This is a genomic window from Meiothermus sp. (genome assembly GCF_037443965.1).
In the GTDB taxonomy this organism is placed as follows: Bacteria; Deinococcota; Deinococci; order Deinococcales; family Thermaceae; genus Meiothermus.
On sequence record NZ_JBBINI010000020.1, the window covers coordinates 1 to 20013 of the forward strand.

14 protein-coding genes and 1 pseudogene are annotated in these 20013 nt (G+C 63.6%); 9 read left to right on the forward strand and 6 right to left on the reverse strand.

The annotated features are described in order from the left end of the window. The first annotated feature begins 370 nt into the window (after window positions 1-370). The 8 genes and pseudogenes from WKI89_RS11290 to WKI89_RS11325 all read left to right on the forward strand — a co-directional run bounded on the left by WKI89_RS11290 (window position 371) and on the right by WKI89_RS11325 (window position 10328). Window positions 371-580, forward strand: a complete 210-nt coding sequence (locus tag WKI89_RS11290) for a hypothetical protein (RefSeq protein ID WP_337869697.1) — start codon at window positions 371-373, stop codon at window positions 578-580. After that, on the forward strand, window positions 570-3125 hold the full coding sequence (locus WKI89_RS11295) for a GIY-YIG nuclease family protein (RefSeq protein ID WP_337869699.1): 2556 nt from the start codon (window positions 570-572) through the stop codon (window positions 3123-3125). The genes WKI89_RS11290 and WKI89_RS11295 overlap by 11 nt, the downstream gene beginning before the upstream one ends. Window positions 3126-3305: 180 nt before the next feature. Next, entirely contained in the window at window positions 3306-3647 is a 342-nt protein-coding gene (locus WKI89_RS11300) for a putative quinol monooxygenase (RefSeq protein WP_337869701.1), read from the forward strand. A 162-nt stretch (window positions 3648-3809) separates the two neighbouring features. Next, window positions 3810-4094 (forward strand): annotated as a pseudogene (locus tag WKI89_RS11305) (type I restriction-modification system subunit M N-terminal domain-containing protein); the annotation flags it as partial. Between the two features lie 100 nt (window positions 4095-4194). Continuing rightward, window positions 4195-5301 carry an SAM-dependent methyltransferase gene (locus tag WKI89_RS11310; protein WP_337869703.1) on the forward strand — a complete coding sequence of 369 codons (1107 nt, stop codon included), beginning with the start codon at window positions 4195-4197 and terminating at the stop codon, window positions 5299-5301. Further along, window positions 5291-6616: a restriction endonuclease subunit S gene (locus WKI89_RS11315; protein ID WP_337869705.1), complete on the forward strand. Its 1326-nt coding sequence runs from the start codon at window positions 5291-5293 to the stop codon at window positions 6614-6616. The genes WKI89_RS11310 and WKI89_RS11315 overlap by 11 nt, the downstream gene beginning before the upstream one ends. Then, window positions 6613-7209: a transposase gene (locus WKI89_RS11320; RefSeq protein WP_337869707.1), complete on the forward strand. Its 597-nt coding sequence runs from the start codon at window positions 6613-6615 to the stop codon at window positions 7207-7209. The genes WKI89_RS11315 and WKI89_RS11320 overlap by 4 nt, the downstream gene beginning before the upstream one ends. Next, a complete protein-coding gene (locus WKI89_RS11325) occupies window positions 7206-10328 on the forward strand; it encodes a type I restriction endonuclease subunit R (RefSeq protein ID WP_337869709.1) in 3123 nt (1040 codons plus the stop codon). Before WKI89_RS11320 ends, WKI89_RS11325 begins: the two co-directional genes overlap by 4 nt. A gap of 8 nt (window positions 10329-10336) precedes the next feature. On the opposite strand, the gene hutI is transcribed toward WKI89_RS11325, so the two are convergent. Genes hutI through WKI89_RS11340 form a run of 3 tightly spaced genes read right to left on the reverse strand, consistent with a single transcriptional unit; the run spans window position 10337 to window position 13865 of the window. Then, the gene (gene hutI / locus WKI89_RS11330; RefSeq protein WP_337869711.1) at window positions 10337-11524 is read right to left on the reverse strand and encodes an imidazolonepropionase; all 1188 of its coding nucleotides are present in this window, start codon (window positions 11522-11524) and stop codon (window positions 10337-10339) included. After that, window positions 11521-13173: a urocanate hydratase gene (hutU, locus tag WKI89_RS11335; RefSeq protein WP_337869714.1), complete on the reverse strand. Its 1653-nt coding sequence runs from the start codon at window positions 13171-13173 to the stop codon at window positions 11521-11523. Before hutU ends, hutI begins: the two co-directional genes overlap by 4 nt. Continuing rightward, window positions 13170-13865 (reverse strand): GntR family transcriptional regulator, encoded by a 696-nt coding sequence (locus WKI89_RS11340; protein ID WP_337869716.1) that lies wholly within the window; start codon window positions 13863-13865, stop codon window positions 13170-13172. The genes hutU and WKI89_RS11340 overlap by 4 nt, the downstream gene beginning before the upstream one ends. Before the next feature lie 59 nt (window positions 13866-13924). Here WKI89_RS11340 and hutH point away from each other — a divergent pair, with 59 nt between their 5' ends. Next, on the forward strand, window positions 13925-15445 hold the full coding sequence (gene hutH, locus WKI89_RS11345) for a histidine ammonia-lyase (RefSeq protein WP_337869717.1): 1521 nt from the start codon (window positions 13925-13927) through the stop codon (window positions 15443-15445). A gap of 500 nt (window positions 15446-15945) precedes the next feature. Here the strand turns inward: hutH and WKI89_RS11350 are convergent, their stop codons facing one another. From WKI89_RS11350 to WKI89_RS11360, 3 genes are all read right to left on the reverse strand, one after another. Next, window positions 15946-16731, reverse strand: coding sequence for a hypothetical protein (locus tag WKI89_RS11350; RefSeq protein ID WP_337869719.1), 786 nt, complete (start codon window positions 16729-16731; stop codon window positions 15946-15948). 66 nt (window positions 16732-16797) lie between these two features. Next, a complete protein-coding gene (locus WKI89_RS11355) occupies window positions 16798-17658 on the reverse strand; it encodes a dihydrodipicolinate synthase family protein (protein ID WP_337869786.1) in 861 nt (286 codons plus the stop codon). Window positions 17659-17768: 110 nt separating this feature from the next. Then, the gene (locus WKI89_RS11360) at window positions 17769-19835 is read right to left on the reverse strand and encodes a hypothetical protein (protein WP_337869720.1); all 2067 of its coding nucleotides are present in this window, start codon (window positions 19833-19835) and stop codon (window positions 17769-17771) included. Between the last annotated feature and the right edge of the window lie 178 nt (window positions 19836-20013).

Below are 20013 nucleotides of genomic sequence, written 5' to 3' on the forward strand. Positions count from 1 at the left end.
CACCCAGACGTAGGTAGCCACCAGGAGGGTTTCTGCGTCAAGATAGTACAGGGGGTGCTCTCTGTGGGTTTCCATAGCACCCCCTCTTTTTTACATCCCCTGGGGTAGGTCAAGTAGCACACGAAGGTATGTATCAAAAACAGAAATTACCCAGAACCAAGAATGGGTAGATAAATACAAGGTTTATATTTCAGCAGCATATGGGGAACGGATTTCCAAGTCTTTTTGGGTTACAGGCAAACCTTTTTTAGGAGAGCCGGGAACTTGTTGTTCTGAAACTTATCTGGTTATTGGTCCATTTGAGGCAAAAGAGCAATGCCCTAATGTTATAAGCTACATTCGTACGCGCTTTTTCCGTTTTTTGGTACTGTTGCTCAAGAACACACAGCACGCACCTCAAAAAGTGTATTCCTTTGTCCCCCTACAAGATTTCTCTGAACCCTGGACCGATGAAAAACTCTACAAGAAATACGGGTTAACTCAGGAAGAGATTGCCTTCATTGAAAAGATGGTGCGCCCCATGGACAACGGCGACGAAAGCCACTCTATGGACAACGGAGAGGACGCCGATGCCGAATGACTTCTTCCCGCCGCGCCCGGCGGCTGCGCCCAAAATCTACGCCTACGAGGACACCCACCCGCAGTATGCGGGGTTGCTCAAGATTGGCTACACCACCAAAGACGTGCGCGAACGGGTGGCGGCGCAGTATCCCACCGCCCGCCCAGGAGACCCGCCGTACCGCATTGTGCTGGAGGAATCGGCGATGAAGAGCGACGGCACGACCTTCACCGACCACGACGTGCACCGCTATCTGCGCGAGCGAGGCCTTCCCAACCCGCAAGGCGAGTGGTTTCGGTGTACCGTGGAGGACGTGCGCGCCGCCATCCTGGCCATTCAACGCGGTGAGCTGAACGAGGAGCAGCGCACCCTCGACTTCTCCATGCGGCCAGAACAACAGCAGGCCGTGGAAAGGACAGCGGCGTACTTTGGCCAGTTCAACCCGAAAACCACCGGCAAGCCTTCGCACTTTCTATGGAACGCCAAGATGAGCTTCGGCAAGACCTTTGCCGCCTACCAACTGGCAAGGAAAATGGGTTGGAAAAAGGTGCTGGTGCTGACCTTCAAGCCCGCCGTGCAAAGCGCCTGGGAAGCGGACCTGAAAAGCCATGTGGATTTTAGCGGCTGGCAGTTCATCGCTAGCAAAGACCTGCCCGCTAGCGGTTCGCCCCAGTACGACAAAAATCGCCCTCTGGTGTGTTTTGGCTCGTTTCAAGATTACCTGGGCAAAAATACAAGCACCGGCGGCATCAAAACCAAGAACGAGTGGGTGCACACCACTCACTGGGACTGCGTCATCTTGGACGAATACCACTACGGCGCCTGGCGCGAAAAAGCCAAAGACTTATTCGAAGGGGAAGAAGCGGAGGAAATCCGCTTTGCCCAGGGCGAGGCAGCGGAATTTCTCAAAGAAGCCAACGAAGAACTGGAAGATTTTCTGCCCATCACCAGCGATCATTACCTCTATCTTTCCGGCACGCCCTTCCGCGCCATCGCCTCAGGCGAGTTTATCGAAGAACAGATTTTCAACTGGACCTATTCCGACGAACAGCAAGCCAAAGAATCCTGGCAAGGCGCGGACAACCCCTATGCCATGCTGCCGCGCATGGTGCTGCTGACCTACCAACTGCCGGATGAAATCCGCGAAATCGCCCTGCAAGGCGAATTTGACGAGTTCGACCTGAACACCTTTTTTTCCGCCACCGGCGAGGGTCCCTCTGCCCGCTTCCGATACGCGGACGAAGTGCAGAAATGGCTCGATTTAATCCGCGGCGCCTTTCTGCCCACTACCGTGGATAACCTGAAACTCGGCAAAGAACGCCGGCCACCCCTGCCGTTTTCGGATCGGCGGCTCTTGAATGTCCTTTCGCACACGCTGTGGTTTTTGCCCAGCGTTGCGGCCTGTCATGCGATGGCCAACCTTCTGGCCGAGCGGCAAAACCGCTTTTACCATGATTACAAGGTGATTATAGCCGCAGGCAAAGAAGCTGGAATTGGGGTCGCTGCCCTTGAACCGGTCTTACGAGCGATGGGCGACCCGCTGAAGACCAAGACCATTACGCTCACCTGCGGAAAACTCACCACCGGCGTCACCGTCCGGCCCTGGACGGGCATCTTCATGCTGCGTAACTGCTCCAGCCCCGAAACCTACTTTCAGGCGGCTTTCCGCGTGCAATCTCCGTGGACGGTCAAAAATCCCGATGGGCAAAACCCCAACCTTGAAGAAATCATCAAACACGAGTGCTACGTCTTCGACTTTGCCCCCGACCGCGCCCTGCGGCAGATTGCCGAGTACGCCAGCCGCCTGAACGTGGACGAAACCACCAGCCCGGAGGCGAAAGTCGCCGAGTTCATCCGCTTCCTGCCCGTGCTGGCTTACGATGGCAGTTCCATGAAACAGATTGATGCCGCCGGCGTTCTGGATATGGCGATGAGCGGCACGACCGCTACCCTGCTCGCCCGCCGTTGGGAAAGCGCCCTGCTGGTCAATGTGGACAACGATACCCTGGCGCGCCTGATGGCAAACGAGAAAGCCATGGCCGCCTTAATGAGCATCGAAGGCTTCCGCAATTTGAATCAGGATATTGAAACTATCATCAACCGTTCCGAGGCGGTCAAAAAGGCCAGGCGTGAAGCCAACGACCGGCAACTGACCAGAGAAGAGAAGCAGGAACTGAGCGAAGCCGAAAAAGAATACAAGAGCAGACGCAAGATGATTCAGGAAAAACTCATCAAGTTTGCCACTCGCATTCCCATCTTCATGTATCTGACCGATTATCGAGAACACACGCTGCGCGATGTCATCACCAAACTCGAGCCGGGGCTTTTCAAGCGCGTAACTGGCCTTAATGTTGAAGATTTTGAGCTTCTGGTTAGCCTCAATGTCTTTAACAGCGGCCTGATGAATGATGCGGTGTATAAATTCAAACGCTACGAAGATTCGAGCTTGGTCTACACAGGCGTCAATAAGCATGATGAAAAGTACATCGGGTTATACGACACGGTTTTGAGCCGCCAGGATTATGAAGCGACATTCATCAACGAACCTTCAGAGAGGTACGAATAAAAAGATAATAAATCGTGGGGCTAACAACCGCATGCAGCGGACGGCGCTGCGCGCCGCCGCTGATGCTGAGCGTTAGGCGGCTCACATGCATCTCAGCAGACGAACACTTGTCGTTACAGCCGTCGCTGGCTGCGTGGCACTCACTGCTTCATCACTGGCTTCAACCACTGGAGAAAAAGCATGTATGGGTTAATCGGCAAGATGTGGGCCAAACCGGGACAACGTGACGCATTGATGGCCATTCTCGTTGAAGGTGCTTCAAGCATGCCGGGCTGCCTGAGTTATGTTGTCGCTCAAGACCCCAAAGATCCTGACGTAATCTGGATCACAGAGGTTTGGGACAGCCAAGAGAGCCACAAGGCGTCTCTATCACTGCCGTCCGTCCAAGATGCCATTGCCCGTGGCAGACCACTGATTGCAGCATTTGACGAGCACCATGAGACTGTTCCAGTTGGCGGTCATGGCATCGGAGCCGCCGCCTTACAATTCATTCAAGCCGACGCCGCTTCGCGGTGCAGCTGAATTCAAGCGTTAGACGCCCCCAAGACACGACGCCTGCCAGACGACCGGAAGAGGTAGCCATTGGCGAAGCAAAAGAACAACACCGGCAAAACGACCGCGACCTCGGCCACCCTCGGCTACCAGGCCGAACTCTGGCAGATGGCCGACGCCCTGCGCGGCTCGATGGACGCCGCCGAGTACAAGCACGTCGTGCTCGGCCTGATCTTCCTCAAGTACATCTCCGACGCCTTCGAGGAGCTCCACGCGAAGCTCGTCTCCGAGCAGGCAAGCGGCGCCGATCCGGAAGACCCGGACGAATACAGGGCGGTGAACGTCTTCTGGGTCCCGCCCGAGGCGCGCTGGGCACACCTCAAAGCCCAGGCCAAGCAGCCCACCATCGGCCAACTCGTGGACGATGCGATGGCCGGCATCGAGCGCGACAACCCGGCGCTCGAGGGCGTGCTGCCGAAGGACTACGCCCGGCCCGCGCTCGACAAGACGCGCCTCGGGCAGTTGATCGACCTCATCAGCAACATCAGTCGGCGACGAGGACGCCCGCGCCAAGGACGTGCTCGGCCGCGTGTACGAATACTTCCTGTCGCAGTTCGCCACCGCCGAGGGCAAGAAGGGCGGCGAGTTCTATACGCCGCGCTGCGTGGTGAAGCTGCTGGTCGAGATGCTCGAGCCCTATCGCGGTCGCGTCTACGACCCCTGCTGCGGCTCTTCCGGCATGTTCGTGCAGTCGGTCGAGTTCATCCGCGCCCACGCCACGGGCAACGGCAACGGCGGCAAGTCCGGCAAGGGGCCGAAGCCCGACATCTCGATCTACGGCCAGGAGTCCAACTACACCACCTGGCGGCTCGCCAAGATGAACCTCGCCATCCGCGGCATCGAAGGCCAGATCGAGCACGGCGACACCTTCCACAACGACCGCTTCCCCGACCTGAAGGCCGACTTCATCCTCGCCAACCCGCCGTTCAACGTCTCCGACTGGGGCGGCGAGCGGCTGCGCGACGACAAGCGCTGGCAGTACGGCGTGCCGCCCGCGGGCAACGCCAACTTCGCCTGGGTGCAGCACATCGTGCATCACCTGTCACCGACCGGTGTTGCCGGTTTCGTGCTCGCCAACGGCTCGATGTCGAGCAACCAGTCGGGCGAGGGCGAGATCAGAAAGAACCTGATCGAAGCCGGCCTCGTGGACTGCATGGTGGCACTTCCGGGCCAGCTCTTCTACTCGACGCAGATCCCGGCGTGCCTGTGGTTCCTGGCGCGCGACCGCAAGAACGGCACTTTCCGCGACCGCCGCGGCGAGATCCTCTTCATTGATGCCCGCAAGCTGGGCCGCATGGTGGACCGCACCCACCGCGAACTCACCGACGAGGACATCGCCCGCATCGCCAACACCTACCACGCGTGGCGCGGCGAGAAGGACGCGGGCGAGTACAAGGACGTGCCCGGCTTCTGCAAGAGCGCGACGCTCGACGAAGTGCGCAAGCACGGCCACGTGCTCACGCCGGGGCGCTACGTCGGCGCCGAGGCGCAGGAGGATGATGGCGAGCCGTTCGAGGAGAAGATGAGGCGGCTCGTGGCGCAACTGCGCGAGCAGCAGGCCGAGGCCGCGAAGCTGGACGAAGCAATGTGGAAAAACCTAAAGGAGCTGGGCTATGGAAACTGAGCTCGGTGTGATTGCGCCCGGGGATTGGTGCATCCGCTCACTTGAAGACGTGTGCGCACGCATAACCAGTGGCGGAACACCAAGCAGACGTGACCCCACCTACTACATCGACGGAACGTGGCCTTGGGTGAAGACGCAAGAGCTTCAGGACAAATGGATTGATCGCACGGAAGAGTCCATCAGCGAGCGGGCTGTAGCGGAATCATCCGCAAAAGTGCTGCCCGCCAACACTATTTTGGTCGCGATGTATGGTGCGACCGTCGGTCAGCTTGGCTTGCTACGCCGTCCAATGACCTGCAATCAAGCCTGTTGCGCATTGGTCGTTGACGAGACCTTGGCAAACTATCGATTCGTTTTCTATCAACTACTTCACGCGCGTTCGCAGCTCAAGCACTTGGCCACCGGGGCTGCACAGCAGAACCTTAGCGGCGTTCTGATTCGATCCCTTCGATTTCCTTACCCAAGCGTATCCGAACAACGCGCCATCGCCCACATCCTCGGCACGCTGGACGACAAGATCGAGCTGAACCGGCGGATGAGCGAGACGCTGGAGGCGATGGCCCGCGCCCTGTTCAAGTCGTGGTTCGTCGACTTCGACCCCGTCCGCGCCACGATGAAGGGCCGCGACCCTGGGCTCCCCCAGCCCCTCGCCGACCTCTTCCCCGACCGCCTCGTCGACTCAGAGCTCGGCGAGATTCCGGAGGGGTGGGAGGTGAAGGCGCTGCCCGAGGTCATCGAGGTCAACCCGGCCCGGTCACTTCGCAAGGGAGAGGTGGCCCCGTACCTCGACATGGCGAACATGCCCACGCGAGGCCACTCGCCAGATGCGGTCATCGATCGCCCCTTCGGTTCCGGGATGCGCTTCGTGAATGGCGACACGTTGGTGGCGCGCATCACGCCGTGCTTGGAAAACGGCAAGACGGCTTTCGTGGACTTCCTCAAGGACGGCCAGGTGGGCTGGGGTTCCACCGAGTACATCGTCTTGCATCCGAAGGCGCGCCTTCCAGCGGAGTTTGCGTACTGCCTCGCTCGCAGCGATGGGTTCCGTGACTTCGCGATCCAGAGCATGACAGGGTCAACCGGACGGCAGCGTGTGGCCGCGGAATCGCTCGACCACTTCTTACTGCCTGTTCCGTCCGAGCCGATCGCGAGGGCCTTCGGCCTTGCCGTTGGCCCGATGTTCGCGCGGGCCAGAGAAGCCGCCGCGGAATCCCGCACCCTCGCCGCCCTGCGCGACGCGCTGCTGCCCAAGCTCATCTCCGGCGAGCTGCGGGTGAAGGATGCGGAGCGGTTTTTGAAGGAGCGAGGGCTATGACCTACAACCCCCAACAACACCACCGCCGCAGCATTCGCCTGAAGGGGTACGATTACACGCAGGCCGGCGCGTATTTCATCACCATTTGTACCCATGACCGCGAATGTCTATTTGGGGAGGTGGTAGATGGGAAAATGCGATTGAATACGGCAGGAACGATCATCAGGCAATGTTGGTTGGACATACCGCACCATTTCCCCGCCGCCAAATTGGATGAATTCGTGATCATGCCCAATCACGTGCATGGCATCCTTGTGTTGGCGGAATGGCATGTAGGGGCACGGCATGCCGTGCCCCTACAACCACAGATCGAACGATTCGGCAAACCCCGGGCACATTCCATTTCCACGATTGTTCGTTCGTTCAAATCTGCCGCAACCAAACGCGTCAATGAGTACCGCGGCATACCTGGCATGCCCCTTTGGCAGCGCAATTATTACGAACACACTATCCGCGATATGGAATCGTTGAATCGCATTCGGGAATACATTGTGAACAATCCGCTCCAATGGCTATTGGATCGGGAAAATCCAGATTTCGTCCCGGCAAGGCGGGCGGCGAGCCACCCCAAGGATGAGCCATGGCGTCTATGACAGAATCCACCGTCGAGTCCGCCGCTCTGGCCTGGCTGGCAGCGGTCGGCTGGCAGATCGCGCACGGGCCGGACATCGCGCCGGATCAGCCCGGCGCCGAGCGGCGCGACTACAGCGAGGTCGTGTTGGCGCAGCGCTTGCGCGACGCGCTGGCCCGGCTCAATCCCGCGCTGCCGGCGGAGGCGCTGGAGGACGCCTTCCGCAAGCTCACGCGGCCCGAAGGGGCGGACCTGATTCAGCGCAACCGGGCGCTGCATCGCCTGCTTGTGGACGGCGTGGCGGTCGAGTATCGCGACGCCGAGGGCACGATCCGCGGCGCGCAGGCGCGCGTGATTGACTTCGACGATGTGCAGGCCAACGACTGGCTGGCGGTCAACCAGTTCACGGTGGTCGAGAACAGGCACACGCGACGGCCGGACGTCGTCCTGTTCGTCAACGGCCTGCCGTTGGCGGTGCTGGAGCTGAAGAACGCCGCCGACGAGGAGGCGACCATCTGGACCGCGTTCCAGCAGCTCCAGACCTACCAGGTCGAGATCCCATCGCTCTTTGCGTTGAACGCGGTGCTGGTCGTCTCCGATGGCGTTGAGGCGCGCGTGGGCGCGCTCGGCGCCGGGCGCGAGTGGTTCAAACCCTGGCGCACCATCGGCGGCGAGACGCTCGCCAGCAGCCACGTCCCGGAGCTTCAGGTGGTGCTCGAGGGTGTCTTTCAGCCGCGGCGTTTTCTCGACCTAGTGCGCGACTTCATCGTGTTCGAGGACGACGGCGGCCGCATCGTCAAGAAGATGGCCGGCTACCACCAGTTCCACGCGGTGCGTATGGCAGTGGCGGAGACCTTGCGCGCAGCGGAACTCGCTCAAGCCCGCGATGCCGCGGAGGGGCGTTATCACGCGGGCCGCAGGCCCGGCGGCGCGCCCGGCGACCGGCGCGTGGGCGTGGTCTGGCACACGCAGGGCAGTGGCAAGAGTTTGACGATGGCGTTCTACGCGGGGCGCATCATCCGCGAGCCGGCGATGGAGAACCCTACCCTGGTCGTCCTCACCGATCGCAACGACCTCGACGACCAGCTTTTCGGGACGTTCTCGCGCTGCCAGGACTTGCTGCGCCAGCCGCCGGTGCAGGCCGTAAGCCGCGCGCATTTGCGCGAGCTGCTGTCGGTGCAGGTGGGCAGCGTGGTGTTTACCACCATCCAGAAGTTCTTCCCCGAGGACCGCGGCGACCGGCACCCGCGGCTTTCCGGACGGCGCAACATCGTGGTGATCGCCGACGAGGCGCACCGCAGCCAGTACGACTTCATCGACGGCTTCGCGCGCCATATGCGCGATGCGCTGCCCAACGCATCGTTCATCGGCTTCACCGGCACGCCGCTCGAGCTCGCGGACGCCAACACGCGCGCGGTGTTCGGCGACTACATCAGCGTCTACGACATCCAGCGGGCCGTGCAGGACGGCGCCACCGTGCCGATCTACTACGAGAGCCGCCTGGCCAAGCTCGCGCTCGACGAGGCAGAGCGGCCGAGGATCGACCCAGACTTCGAAGAGGCCACCGAGGGCGAGGAGGTCGAGCGCAAGGAAAAGCTCAAGACCAAGTGGGCGCAGCTCGAAGCAATCGTCGGCGCGGAGAAGCGCCTGCGGCTGGTGGCGCAGGACATCGTGGAGCACCTCGAGCGGCGCCTGGAGGCGCTGGACGGCAAGGCGATGGTCGTCTGCATGAGCCGGCGGATCTGCGTCGAGCTGTACCGCGAGATCGTGAAGCTGCGGCCCGCGTGGCACGACGAAGACGATGCGCGCGACGCCATCAAGGTGGTGATGACCGGCTCCGCCTCGGATCCCCCCGACTGGCAGCCGCACATCCGCAACAAGCCGCGGCGCGAAGCGCTGGCCAACCGGTTTCGCGACCCGAAGGACCCCTTCAAGATCGTCATCGTGCGCGACATGTGGCTGACGGGCTTCGACTGCCCGAGCCTCCACACGATGTACCTGGACAAGCCGATGCGGAGCCACGGGCTCATGCAGGCCATCGCCCGCGTGAACCGCGTCTTCCGCGACAAGCCGGGTGGGCTCGTGGTGGACTACCTCGGGCTGGCCCACGAACTCAAGGCGGCGCTGGCGACCTACACGGAAAGTGGCGGAACGGGCCGGACGGCGATCTCCCAGGAGGAAGCCGTCGCCCTCATGCTGGAGAAGTACGAGATCTGCTGCGGCCTGTTCCACGGCTTCGACCGCTCGCGCTGGACCACGGGCACACCGACCGAGCGGCTTGCGCTGCTGCCGGCCGCGCAGGAGCACATCCTGGCGCAGGACAACGGCAAGGAACGCTTGCTGCGCGCGGTGCGCGAGCTTTCGCAGGCGTTCGCGCTGGCGGTGCCGCACGAGCAGGCGCTCGCCATCCGCGACGATGTGGCGTTTTTCCAGGCCGTGCAGTCGGTGCTGGCCAAGCGCGCCCAGGGCGCGGCGCGGCCGGAGGAAGAACTGGATCACGCCGTGCGGAGCATCATCGCCCGCACGGTGGCGCCGGAAGGGGTGATCGACATCTTTGCGGCAGCGGGGCTGAAGAAACCCGACATCTCGATTCTTTCGGACGAGTTTCTTTCCGAGGTGCGCGGCATGCCGCAAAGGAACCTCGCGGTCGAGCTGCTGCAGAAGCTGCTCAAGGGGGAGATCGGCTCGCGGCGGCGCACGAACGTCGTGCAGGCGCGGTCGTTCGCGGAGATGCTGGAGCAGACCATCCGCCGCTACCAGAACCGCGCCATCGAGGCGGCGCAGGTGATCGAGGAGCTCATTGCTCTCGCTAAAGACATGCGCGAGGCCAATGCGCGCGGCGAGGCCCTGGGACTCACCGAGGAGGAACTGGCTTTCTACGACGCGCTGGAGACCAACGACAGCGCGGTCAAGGTGCTGGGTGACGCGACGCTGCGCACGATCGCGCAGGAACTGGTGCGCACCGTGCGCGCGGACGTGACCATTGACTGGACGCTGCGCGAAAACGTGCGCGCGCAACTGCGCGTGCGGGTCAAGCGCATCCTGCGCAAGTACGGCTATCCGCCGGACAAGCAGGAGAAGGCGACGCAGACGGTGCTGGAGCAGGCGGCGCTTCTCTCCGCAGAATGGGCGACGACGTGAGCTGGGCGTTAGACTGTGGGGGTATTAACTCCACCTATAAATACCCTCCATAGGGGATGATGACCCCAGCGGTAGAGCGCCTCGAGCGCCCTCCTCGAGTCCAGCACCACAAAATCGGCCTGTGCTCCCACCTCAATTCGGCCCAGGTCTGCCCGCCCCAGGGCGAGCGCGGTGTGCGCGGTATGGGCTATCAGGGCTTCCTCGGCGCTCAAGCCACCCAGGCTAATAGCGAGTTGCATCCCCAGCCAGGGGCTAAAAAGCGGGCTGCTGCCGGGGTTGTGGTCGGTGGCAATTGCTACTTTTACGCCCGCATCCCACATGGCCCGGGCGTTGGGGAAGGGTTTGCGCAGGATCACCGCGGCCCCTGGCAGGATGGTTCCAACCGTTCCACTTTTGGCGAGGGCTTGCCAATCCTCGAGGGTGGACTGCTCGAGGTGGTCCGCCGACAAAGCCCCCAGTTCCGCTGCCAGTTTAGTGGCCCCGGTGTGAGCGATCTGCTCGGCGTGGAGCTTGACCCGGAGGCCGTGGGACAGGGCGGCCTCGAGGATTTTTCGGGTTTCCTCCAGGGTAAAAGCCCCTTGGTCGCAAAACACGTCCACCGCCTCGGCCAGGCCGCTGCGGGCCACCTCGGGGATGAGTTCCTGACAGAACATCGCCACGTACCCCTCGCGTGCCCAGCCCTGGGGAACCACGTGGGCCAGCAGGGTGGGGAAGACCCGCTGGGGCAGGGTTTCTTGGAGTTTTTTGATCACCCGCAGCATCCTGAGCTCGCCCTCGGGCCGGAGGCCGTAGCCGCTCTTGATTTCCAGGGCGGTGACCCCCTGGATCAGGAAGATGTGGGCTCGAGCCCACGCCCGTTCGTAAAGCTCATCTTCCGATGCTGCATGGGTGGCCCGAACTGTGGCGTAAATCCCACCGCCCGCGGCCAGGATGGCCTCGTAGCTTTCGCCCCGTGCGCGCTGTAGGTACTCGCCCAGCCGGTCGCCGCCATATACCAGGTGGGTGTGGGCATCCACAATGCCGGGCACCACCCCGCGCCCGCCCAGGTCGGTTCGGGGCCAGCTTTGATATTCGCTGGGTAGGCTGGACTCGGTTCCCACCCAGACAAACCGCCCGCCCTGTACGGCCAAAGCGGCTTGCTCGAGCCTCTTGTTGGGCGTGTATAGCTCAGCGATGCCGGTAAATACCTGTTTCATCCCGCCTGTTCCCACCCGGCCAGATCGAGCCCGCGCTCCTGCGCGACTTTTTTGGCCTGTTCGTAGCCAGCGTGGGCGTGGCGCATCACGCCGGTGCCGGGGTCGTTGGTCAGGACGCGCTCGAGGCGGTAGGCGGCCTCCTCCGAGCCGTCGGCCACCGTGACCTGCCCGGCGTGCAGGCTGTAGCCCATCCCCACCCCGCCACCGTGGTGGAAGCTAACCCAGGCTGCGCCCGAGACTGCGTTCAGGGCGAAGTTCAGGATGGGCCAGTCGGCCACCGCGTCGGAGGTGTCCAGCATGGCCTCGGTCTCGCGGTAGGGGGAGGCCACGCTGCCGGCGTCCAGGTGGTCGCGCCCGATCACGATGGGGGCCTCGAGCTCACCCTTGCGTACCATCTCGTTGAACAAAAGCCCGGCCTTATCGCGCTCCTTGTAGCCCAGCCAGCAGATGCGGGCCGGCAAGCCCTGAAACTTGAACTTCTTGACCCCTTCGCTGAGCCAGCGAAAGAGGCCCTCGTCCTCGGGGAAGAGCTTCAGAATGGCCTGGTCGGTTTTGTAGATGTCCTCCGGCTGGCCCGAGAGGGCCACCCAGCGAAAAGGCCCCCGCCCCTCGCAGAACTGGTCGCGGATGAAGGCCGGTACAAAGCCGGGGTAGCTGAAGGCCTCCTCGAAGCCCCCCAGCTTGGCGAAGGCCCGCAGGTTGTTGCCATAATCAAAAGCCACCGCACCGTTCTTTTGCATCTCCACGATGGCCCGGCAGTGGGTGGCCATATCGTAGAGCACGCGCTTTTTGTAGCCCTCGGGGTCGTGCTGGCGCAGCAGGGCCGGGTCTTCGTCGGCTTTGAGGATGGGAATGTAGCCGTACAGGGGGTCGTGGGCGCTGGTCTGGTCGGTGACCAGCTCGGGGGTGAAGCCCCGCTGCACCATCTCGGGCAGCACCTCGGCGGTGTTGCCCAGCAGGCCGATGGAGAGGGGCTGGCCTTTGCGTTTGGCCTCCTCGGCCAGCCGCAGGGCCTCATCCAGCGAGTCGGCCCGCACGTCGAGGTAGGCGGTGTCCAGGCGGCGCTGGATGCGTTCGGGGTCTATCTCCACGCAGATCGCCACCCCGCCGTTGAGGGTGACGGCCAGGGGCTGGGCCCCGCCCATGCCGCCCAGCCCGCCCGTCACGGTGATGGTGCCCTTCAGCGAGCCACCAAAGTGTTTGCGGGCCGCGGCGGCAAAGGTCTCGTAGGTGCCCTGCAGGATGCCCTGGGTGCCGATGTAGATCCAGCTTCCGGCGGTCATCTGGCCGTACATCATCAGGCCCAGCCGGTCGAGCCGGTCGAACTCCTCCCAGGTGGCCCACTTAGGCACCAGGTTGGAGTTGGCCAGGATCACCCGGGGGGCCAGGGGCTGGGTTTTGAAGACCCCCACCGCCCGGCCCGACTGCACCAGCAGGGTTTCGTCGTTTTGCAGGCGCTCGAGCACCGCCAGGATGCGCTTTAAGTCCTCGGGGCTGCGGGCTGCCTTGCCGCGCCCACCGTAGACGATCAGCTCCTCGGGCTTTTCGGCCACCTCGGGGTCGAGGTTGTTTAAGAGCATCCGTTTGGCGGCTTCCTGAATCCAGCCTGGGGCGGTGCGCTGGTTTCCTCGGGGGGCTTGGTAGCTCATGGGCGTTCTCCTTGGGGGATAAAGGTGTCTTCCAGGTAGTAGCGGTCGGCCCGCATCAGGTACTCCACCCAGGTGACGGGCTGCTCTAGGGTGTAAGTGACCCGCTCGAGGCGCAGGGCAGGTGCGCCTTCGGGCTGCTGGAGCAGGCGGGCAACCTCCTGCTCCAAGGCCACCGCCTCCAGCCGCTGCCAGACCCGGGTCAGGGGCAGGCCCAGGGTGTGCACCAGCAGATCGTGGATGGACTCGCTGGTGAGGTCGTGCTCGAGGATGCCCCCGCACAGCTCGGCCTTCAGATACCGCGCCTCGCGCTGCACCGGCTCTTCGTCTAGAAAGCGCAGCCGCTCCACATAAACCGCCTGCTTCACCCCCAGCCGGGCCCGCACCTCCGGGGGGGTGGGGCGCAGCTCGGCGGCCATCACCTGGGTTCGGGGCCTGGCCCCCTGAGCCTGAGCGAACTCGTAGAAAGGGCGCACCCGCAGGAAGCCCTGGCTAAAGCGCCGGGGGGCGGGGGTGCTGCTGCGCCCCTGGGCACGCCGGAGCCACCCCTCCTGCTCGAGCTCCTGCAAGGCCCGGCGGGCGGTCATGCGGCTCACCCCGAAGCGGCGGGCCAGGCTGTTCTCCGATAGGGGGAAGGCGGGGCTGGGCTTGCGCAGCTCCTGCAACACGGCTTCCTTGACGCGCAGGTATTTCACCGTTTATCCTCTCACTTGTATATACAACCTTGCCCGGCGATGGGTCAAGCGAGGAAGGGATGCTAGAACTGGATACAGAACTGAGCCTGGCCGACTTTCGCCGGGTGGTGCGGGAAAAAGTGCCGGTGCGCCTGAGCGAGGCCGCACGGGTGCGCCTGGAGCGCTGCCGGGCCTTTGTGGAACACCTCGTCGAGCAAAACCAGCCCGTGTACGGCCTTAACACCGGCTTCGGCAAGCTGGCCACGGTGCGCATCGAGGCCAAAGACCTTCGGTTGCTGCAGCGCAACCTGCTGCTCTCGCACGCCATTGGGGTGGGGGAGCCGTTTCCTTCGGAGGTGGTGCGGGGGATGCTTTTGCTGCGGGCCCAGAGCCTGGCGTTGGGCTACTCCGGGGTGCGGGTGGAGGTGGTGGAGCGGCTTTTAGATTTTTTGAACCACGAGCTGATTCCGGTGGTGCCCTCGCAGGGCTCGGTGGGGGCCTCGGGCGACCTGGCCCCCCTGGCCCACATGTGCCTGCCCCTGATTGGCGAGGGTGAGCTGGCCTACCAGGGCCGGGTGTGGCCCGCGGCAGAGGTGCTGCGGACGGTGGGCCTGGCGCCGCTGGAGTTGCAGGCCAAAGAAGGGCTGGCCCTGATCAACGGTACCCAGGCCATGGCCTCGCTCCTGGCCCTTTTGCTTTTGGATAGCGAGATTTTGCTCAAAACCGCCGATATCGCGGTGGCCATGAGCGTGGAGGCCCTGAAGGCCAGCCACCGGCCCTTTGATGCGGCGGTGGCCCGCCTGCGCCCCCACCCCGGCCTGCGCGCGACCTGCACCAATGTGCGCCGGCTGTTGCAGGACTCCGAGATTATGCGCTCGCACATAGACTGCGACAAGGTGCAGGATGCCTACAGCCTGCGGGCCGCCCCCCAGGTGCACGGGGCCAGCCGCGATGCGCTCGAGCATGTGCGGGCGGTGCTGCTGCGCGAGCTCCAAAGCGTCACCGACAACCCCCTGATCCTGCCCGAGGAGGGCCGCACCCTCTCGGCCGGCAACTTCCACGGCCAGCCCCTGGCCCTGGCCGCCGACTACGCCGGCATGGCCCTGGCCGAACTCGCCAACATCTCCGAACGCCGCATCGAACAGATGCTGAACCCGGCCCTTTCGGGCCTGCCAGCCTTTTTGGCCGAGGGCAGCGGCCTCAACTCCGGCCTGATGATCAGCCAGTACACCGCGGCGGCCCTGGTGAGCGAGAACAAGGTGCTGGCCCACCCCGCCTCGGTGGACTCGATTCCCACCAGCGCCAACCAGGAAGACCACGTCTCGATGGGCACCATCGCCTGCCGCAAGGCCCGCAGCATTTTCGAGAACACCCTCTGGGTGCTGGCCATCGAGCTGGCCTCGGCGGCCCAGGCCCTCGACTTCCACGCCCCGCTGCGGCCGGGCCGGGGGGTGGAGGCGGTTTACCGCCGCATCCGGCAGGAGATCCCCCACCTCGACCGCGACCGCTATCTGAAGCCCGAGCTGGGCCGCCTGTGCGAACTGATTCGTTCCGGCGAACTGGTGCGGGTGGCTGAGCAGGCGGTGGGGGGGCTGGAATAAGGTTTGAAGGCGTTTATTTGCCTTCTGCAATCGCAGGTCGTGGTATGCGAATTCATACGCATTTCGGCAGTATCGCTTTCTTTGGCAAGCCTAAACGATACTACCGAAATGCTTTTCTACTCCCTTTGGTCGGCTTGAATCCTTCACCTCTGACTCCGTCCAACGGTGAAGGATTCAAGCGGAAATGGTATCAGTGGCCTGGCAAAGCACCAGAGCCGTACCGGCCCATGCTGCTGGAGTGCTGGGATCTTTGCCGCTGGGAATTGCGCCAGGCACGTGAGCACTGCTGCCCGGCGACCCCGCAAATTTATCCTGACACAGCTCAATACCCAAACAAAAGCCCGCGCTGCTTTATTCAGGGGCGTGGGTTTGAGGGCCTCGAGCAGCCGTAGCAGGTTTGGATCATGAAAAATCCGAACCAGCTCAAGTGGCACCTCGGGCATGGGTAACAATTGACCACCATTGGGTTCAGGCCGTGCTGAGCCGGTACAGCCAGTTGCTTAACGCAACACCCCCTGCAAAACCTGCACCACTGGCCGATCCAGGATGCCCGGAATGCGGGCCGTAAGCCCCAGATCTACGCTCACACCTCCCAGCCCCGGCAGCCCCGACAAACCCAGGCGCAGCTCGCCCCGGTTGCGTCCATTGGGCCCGAGCCCCAGGTTGAACGCGCTCTCGGCCACGCTCCGCCCGCCAATCAGGAGGCGCAGCGGGCCTTCTAAGGTGAACCCGATGGGGTTGGGGTTCTCTACCTCCAGCACCAGCCGGATGGCCAGCCCATCCAGCCGGATCTCGACCAGGCGGATGGTGGGGAGCCGGAAGGTGAACTGGATGCGCACCTCGCGGTCCAAGAGCGTCACGGGCCCAATCGGAACCACCGCCGGGCCTAGCTGCACCCGCAGCTCACCCAGGAGGCGGAAGCGGGTGCTCTGGCCGCCCACCAGGCTGGCCAGGGCACGGGTGCCCTCCACCAGGGGCACCACCAGGCGGGTCTGGGCTTCGCGGCTGGCCCCGGCAGGGATTTCCAGAGCCGGCAGGGTCAGGCGAAACTGCGAGCCCCCCAGCTCGGCGGTGAGGGTGCTGTCCAGCAGGGGCAGGGTAAAGGCGTTGATATTGGTCAGGCGCAGGCGCAGGTCAAACTCGCCCCGCCCGCTGAAGGGGTCTATGGAAACCAGGTTGAACTGCAATAGCTCGACCTGGGGGGCCTGGGGCCGCACCGCCTGGGGTACACAAGCGCTTAGCAGCAATGCCAGTCCGAACAAGAGCCACCGTGCGTATCGCTTCATGGTTGCCTCCCAGTTGAGCTTACCCAATCTGGGGCCGCGCAGCGCCGATTTTTCACTAAACGGGCCTTAACCCACCGTCCAGCCCCGCTCTTTGAAGGCTTCCAGAAGGGGCTTGAAGTTGGGCCAGACCGGGCTTTCGGCGGGGTAGGGGGGGCGGGGGTAGCCTCCGGGCAGGCCCAGGTGACGCAGGGCTTGCTTCAGGAGCACAAAACCCCCCTGGGCCAGCACCCGGCCAAAGGGCTCGAGCTCGGCCTGCAGGGCCTGGGCCTCGGCTACCTGGCCGGCCCGCCAGAGCTCGAGCAGCTTTTTGTAGGGCTTGGGGGCCAGGTTAGATACGGCCAGAATACCCCCGTGGGCTCCATGCGCCAAAGCCCCCAGAAAGGTGGGGGCATGTCCGGTATAAAGCTGGATGCCCAGGTTCTGCGAAGCGTAGAAGGCCATGCGGGCCAGTTCCCCGCTGGAGTCTTTCAGCCCTCCGATCTTGGGGTGCCGGGCCAACTCGGCCACCACCGGCAGGGGTAGCTGGGCTTTGGTGTTGGCTGGCACGTGGTAAAGCCAGACCTCGGCCCGGCCCATATCGGCAATCCCGCCGAAGTAGCGCAGCAGGCCGTCGTGGCCCAGGTTGACCTCGTAGTAGCGGGGGGGTGTGATCAGCACTTTGGCCCCAAGGTGGACGGCCTCCTCGAGGGCGATGGCGGCCTGGGCCAGGGTTTCTTCCATCAGGCCCACCATGGCGGGCTTCTGAGGGGTCTGGACGGCCAGGCCCGCTGCCCGTTCTTCACGGGTCAGGTGGACGCCCTCGCCGTTGGAGCCGTAGAACAGCAGGCCGTCTACATGGGGCTCGATGGCCTGGGCCAGTGCGCGGAAGGCTTCGGTGTCGAGGCGGCCGTTTTGGTCGAAGGGGGTGGGTAGGGGCGGGATGATCATGCGGGCATTCCTCAAAACGAGGTGATTGTATCGCAAAATGAACCTGAACCCCGGCGGGGGAGATGCGCCGTGCCTGCTGTGCGAGGTGGGTAATCTCTATCCTGTTGGTATCAACGGCTGCCGCGGTACACCAGCAAGAACCACAGCAAAAGGTGGAACCCCAGGGCCATACCCGCCAGGACAATTCCCCAGCCGTTGCCCACCCGCCACAACCACAGGCCCCCGGCAAAGAGCAGCAGCACCATCAGGCCCCAGCCCTGGCTGTAGGTGGGGCTGCCTGGAAAGAAGAGCTGCACCCCGCGGCGCCAGGCCAGGTTGCCGTCCACCCCTTTGGGTCTGGGCAGGAAAAAGCACAGCAGGTGGTAGAGGGTCAGCAGCAGAACCGCGATGGCAGTTCCCCAGGCCCACAGCGGACTGGGCCAGATGGGGAGATCCCGCCAGACCGCCAGAAAATCGCTGGTGAGGCCCTGAAGGCCACTCAGCGCTACCGTAGCGGTGATAATCCTTGGCGTCGGAACGGCCTCGCGGGCTACCCCGGCGTCGCGGTAGACGGGGGTCCAGAGGTCGCCGCCGATGCCCAGAACCTCGCGCACGGCGGCTGAAGAGGGGGCCCGCCGGTAGGCCTGGGCCAGCGCCTCGGGAGTGCCGCGCCCCAGCAAGACATAGACCCAGGGAGGGGCCGCCTCGTAGAGCCGCTGGGCTTCGTCTGGGTTTTCCTTGGCCTGGGCATAGGCCAGAAGGCCCCGCAGAGAGGCCGTGTTGGCAAAACCACGTAGGGTTTCTTGCGCAGCGCTCGAGCGCAGGGTTCCCCTGGTCAGGCTATCCTGTGCGATCAGGTTCTCGGAGCGGGACATAAAGCCCCAGCCCAACATCGCCAGCACGGCCAGTAGGAAAAGCAGCAGCAGCAAGGTGCGCTCGCCCACAGTGGTATAGGCCAGCACGCTGTGGCGCAAACGCAGCAAGGGGTGACGAAGCCAGCCAGCCAGCCAGCCTCCACTGGGACGTACACCACGCAACTGGGCGGGCAGGTACATCAGGGTCAGGTAAAGCAGCATCAGGCCGTACAACCCCAACAACCCCCAGGTAGCGGCGGCCAGGTTGGCCGAGCTGAGGGGGTTCTGCCAGCTTGCCACCTGGCGCAAGGCTTCGCGGTAGCGCTGCCCCAGGTCGGGCCGCCCCTGGGCCTCGAGCCAGCCCACCTGCTCCCAGAGCATGGCCTTGGTGCCGGGTACCTGGGGCAGGTACTTCAAGAAAAACTCGGACCAGACCAGGCTTTGCTCCAACCCCTGGCCGCGCGCGGCGCGTATCTGGGCTAGCCAGGGCCGAAGCCAGCGCATCACGCCCTCCCCCCAGGCCAGCTCGGGGCGGTGGCCGCGTTGCAGTAAATCCCGCCCGGTGGTCTCGAGGTCGGCTGCGCTCAGGCTGGCTGCCTCGCGGCTGAAGTAATACCAGTAGGGTTTTGGGGAGGTTGGACTCTGGTCCAGTGCGGTAGCCCCGGCGGTGTTTAGGGTCAGTGTGTATTCACGGATGACCGACAGGTTCTCCCAGCGGCCCTCGAAGGGTTTGCCCGCAAAAGCCCCCAGGCCCAGCCGCCGTCCATCCTCGAGCAGCACCGTCAGTTCGGCGTCGGCCTCCAAAGCCCGAACATCCCCCGGAGGATAGTGCTGTGCCACCACCCTGGGGTTTTGCAGGTCTATCTCCAGCACCAGCGGGCCTCGAGCGATAAAAGCCCGGGTGCCGAGCAGCCTGGGCCCGATCCACTCGCCTTTTAGCGGCAGCTTCCAGTTGCCCACCACCAGCCCGTCGGGCTGAAGGGTGGGGGTCACGGTCTCGGGCCGGGCGGGGGGTGTGGGAGGGGATGGGCTGGGCTCTGTGGCGGGTGCAGGAGGGGCGGCTAGTACCCTGGTCTCTGCCTCCACCACACGCTCGCCTACCTGAATGCGGAACCTGTAGACCCCTTCCTTGGGGGGTGTCCAGGCGGTGGCGATACTGCCGTTGAAGGTCTCGAGGTCTATCTCGTTGGTGATGGCATCGGACTCGATCCTGAGGCTGTACCGGCCCGGAGGAAAATCTGCCCCGCGAATTTCCAAGGGCTCTCCAACGCGGCCCTCGGGTGGCACGGTTAGACCCTGGGCCAGGGTCATGCCGAAGAGGAGAATGCCCGCCATCCATCGCATGGGCCCATTTTATTCCACCCCGAAGCGGGGCTGTAAACGTTACTCGGAAAATCGGCCTGGCGTTTATCCAGTCTTGGGCGGTAAAACTTCCACCCTGCAACCAGCCAGTTTTTTGTGAGGGTGGTTTGCACCGTCGGCTCGATTTATGCCCTCTAGCAGCGCACAGCGCCGCTGGCAA

Coding starts and splice junctions, on each gene's coding strand:
- WKI89_RS11295 (WP_337869699.1), top strand. CDS start 570: ATGCCGAATGACTTCTTCCCGCCGCGCCCGGCGGCTGCGCCCAAAATC.
- WKI89_RS11300 (WP_337869701.1), top strand. CDS start 3,306: ATGTATGGGTTAATCGGCAAGATGTGGGCCAAACCGGGACAACGTGAC.
- WKI89_RS11315 (WP_337869705.1), top strand. CDS start 5,291: ATGGAAACTGAGCTCGGTGTGATTGCGCCCGGGGATTGGTGCATCCGC.
- WKI89_RS11320 (WP_337869707.1), top strand. CDS start 6,613: ATGACCTACAACCCCCAACAACACCACCGCCGCAGCATTCGCCTGAAG.
- WKI89_RS11325 (WP_337869709.1), top strand. CDS start 7,206: ATGACAGAATCCACCGTCGAGTCCGCCGCTCTGGCCTGGCTGGCAGCG.
- hutI (WP_337869711.1), bottom strand. CDS start 11,524: ATGAAACAGGTATTTACCGGCATCGCTGAGCTATACACGCCCAACAAG.
- hutU (WP_337869714.1), bottom strand. CDS start 13,173: ATGAGCTACCAAGCCCCCCGAGGAAACCAGCGCACCGCCCCAGGCTGG.
- hutH (WP_337869717.1), top strand. CDS start 13,925: ATGCTAGAACTGGATACAGAACTGAGCCTGGCCGACTTTCGCCGGGTG.
- WKI89_RS11350 (WP_337869719.1), bottom strand. CDS start 16,731: ATGAAGCGATACGCACGGTGGCTCTTGTTCGGACTGGCATTGCTGCTA.
- WKI89_RS11355 (WP_337869786.1), bottom strand. CDS start 17,658: ATGATCATCCCGCCCCTACCCACCCCCTTCGACCAAAACGGCCGCCTC.
- WKI89_RS11360 (WP_337869720.1), bottom strand. CDS start 19,835: ATGCGATGGATGGCGGGCATTCTCCTCTTCGGCATGACCCTGGCCCAG.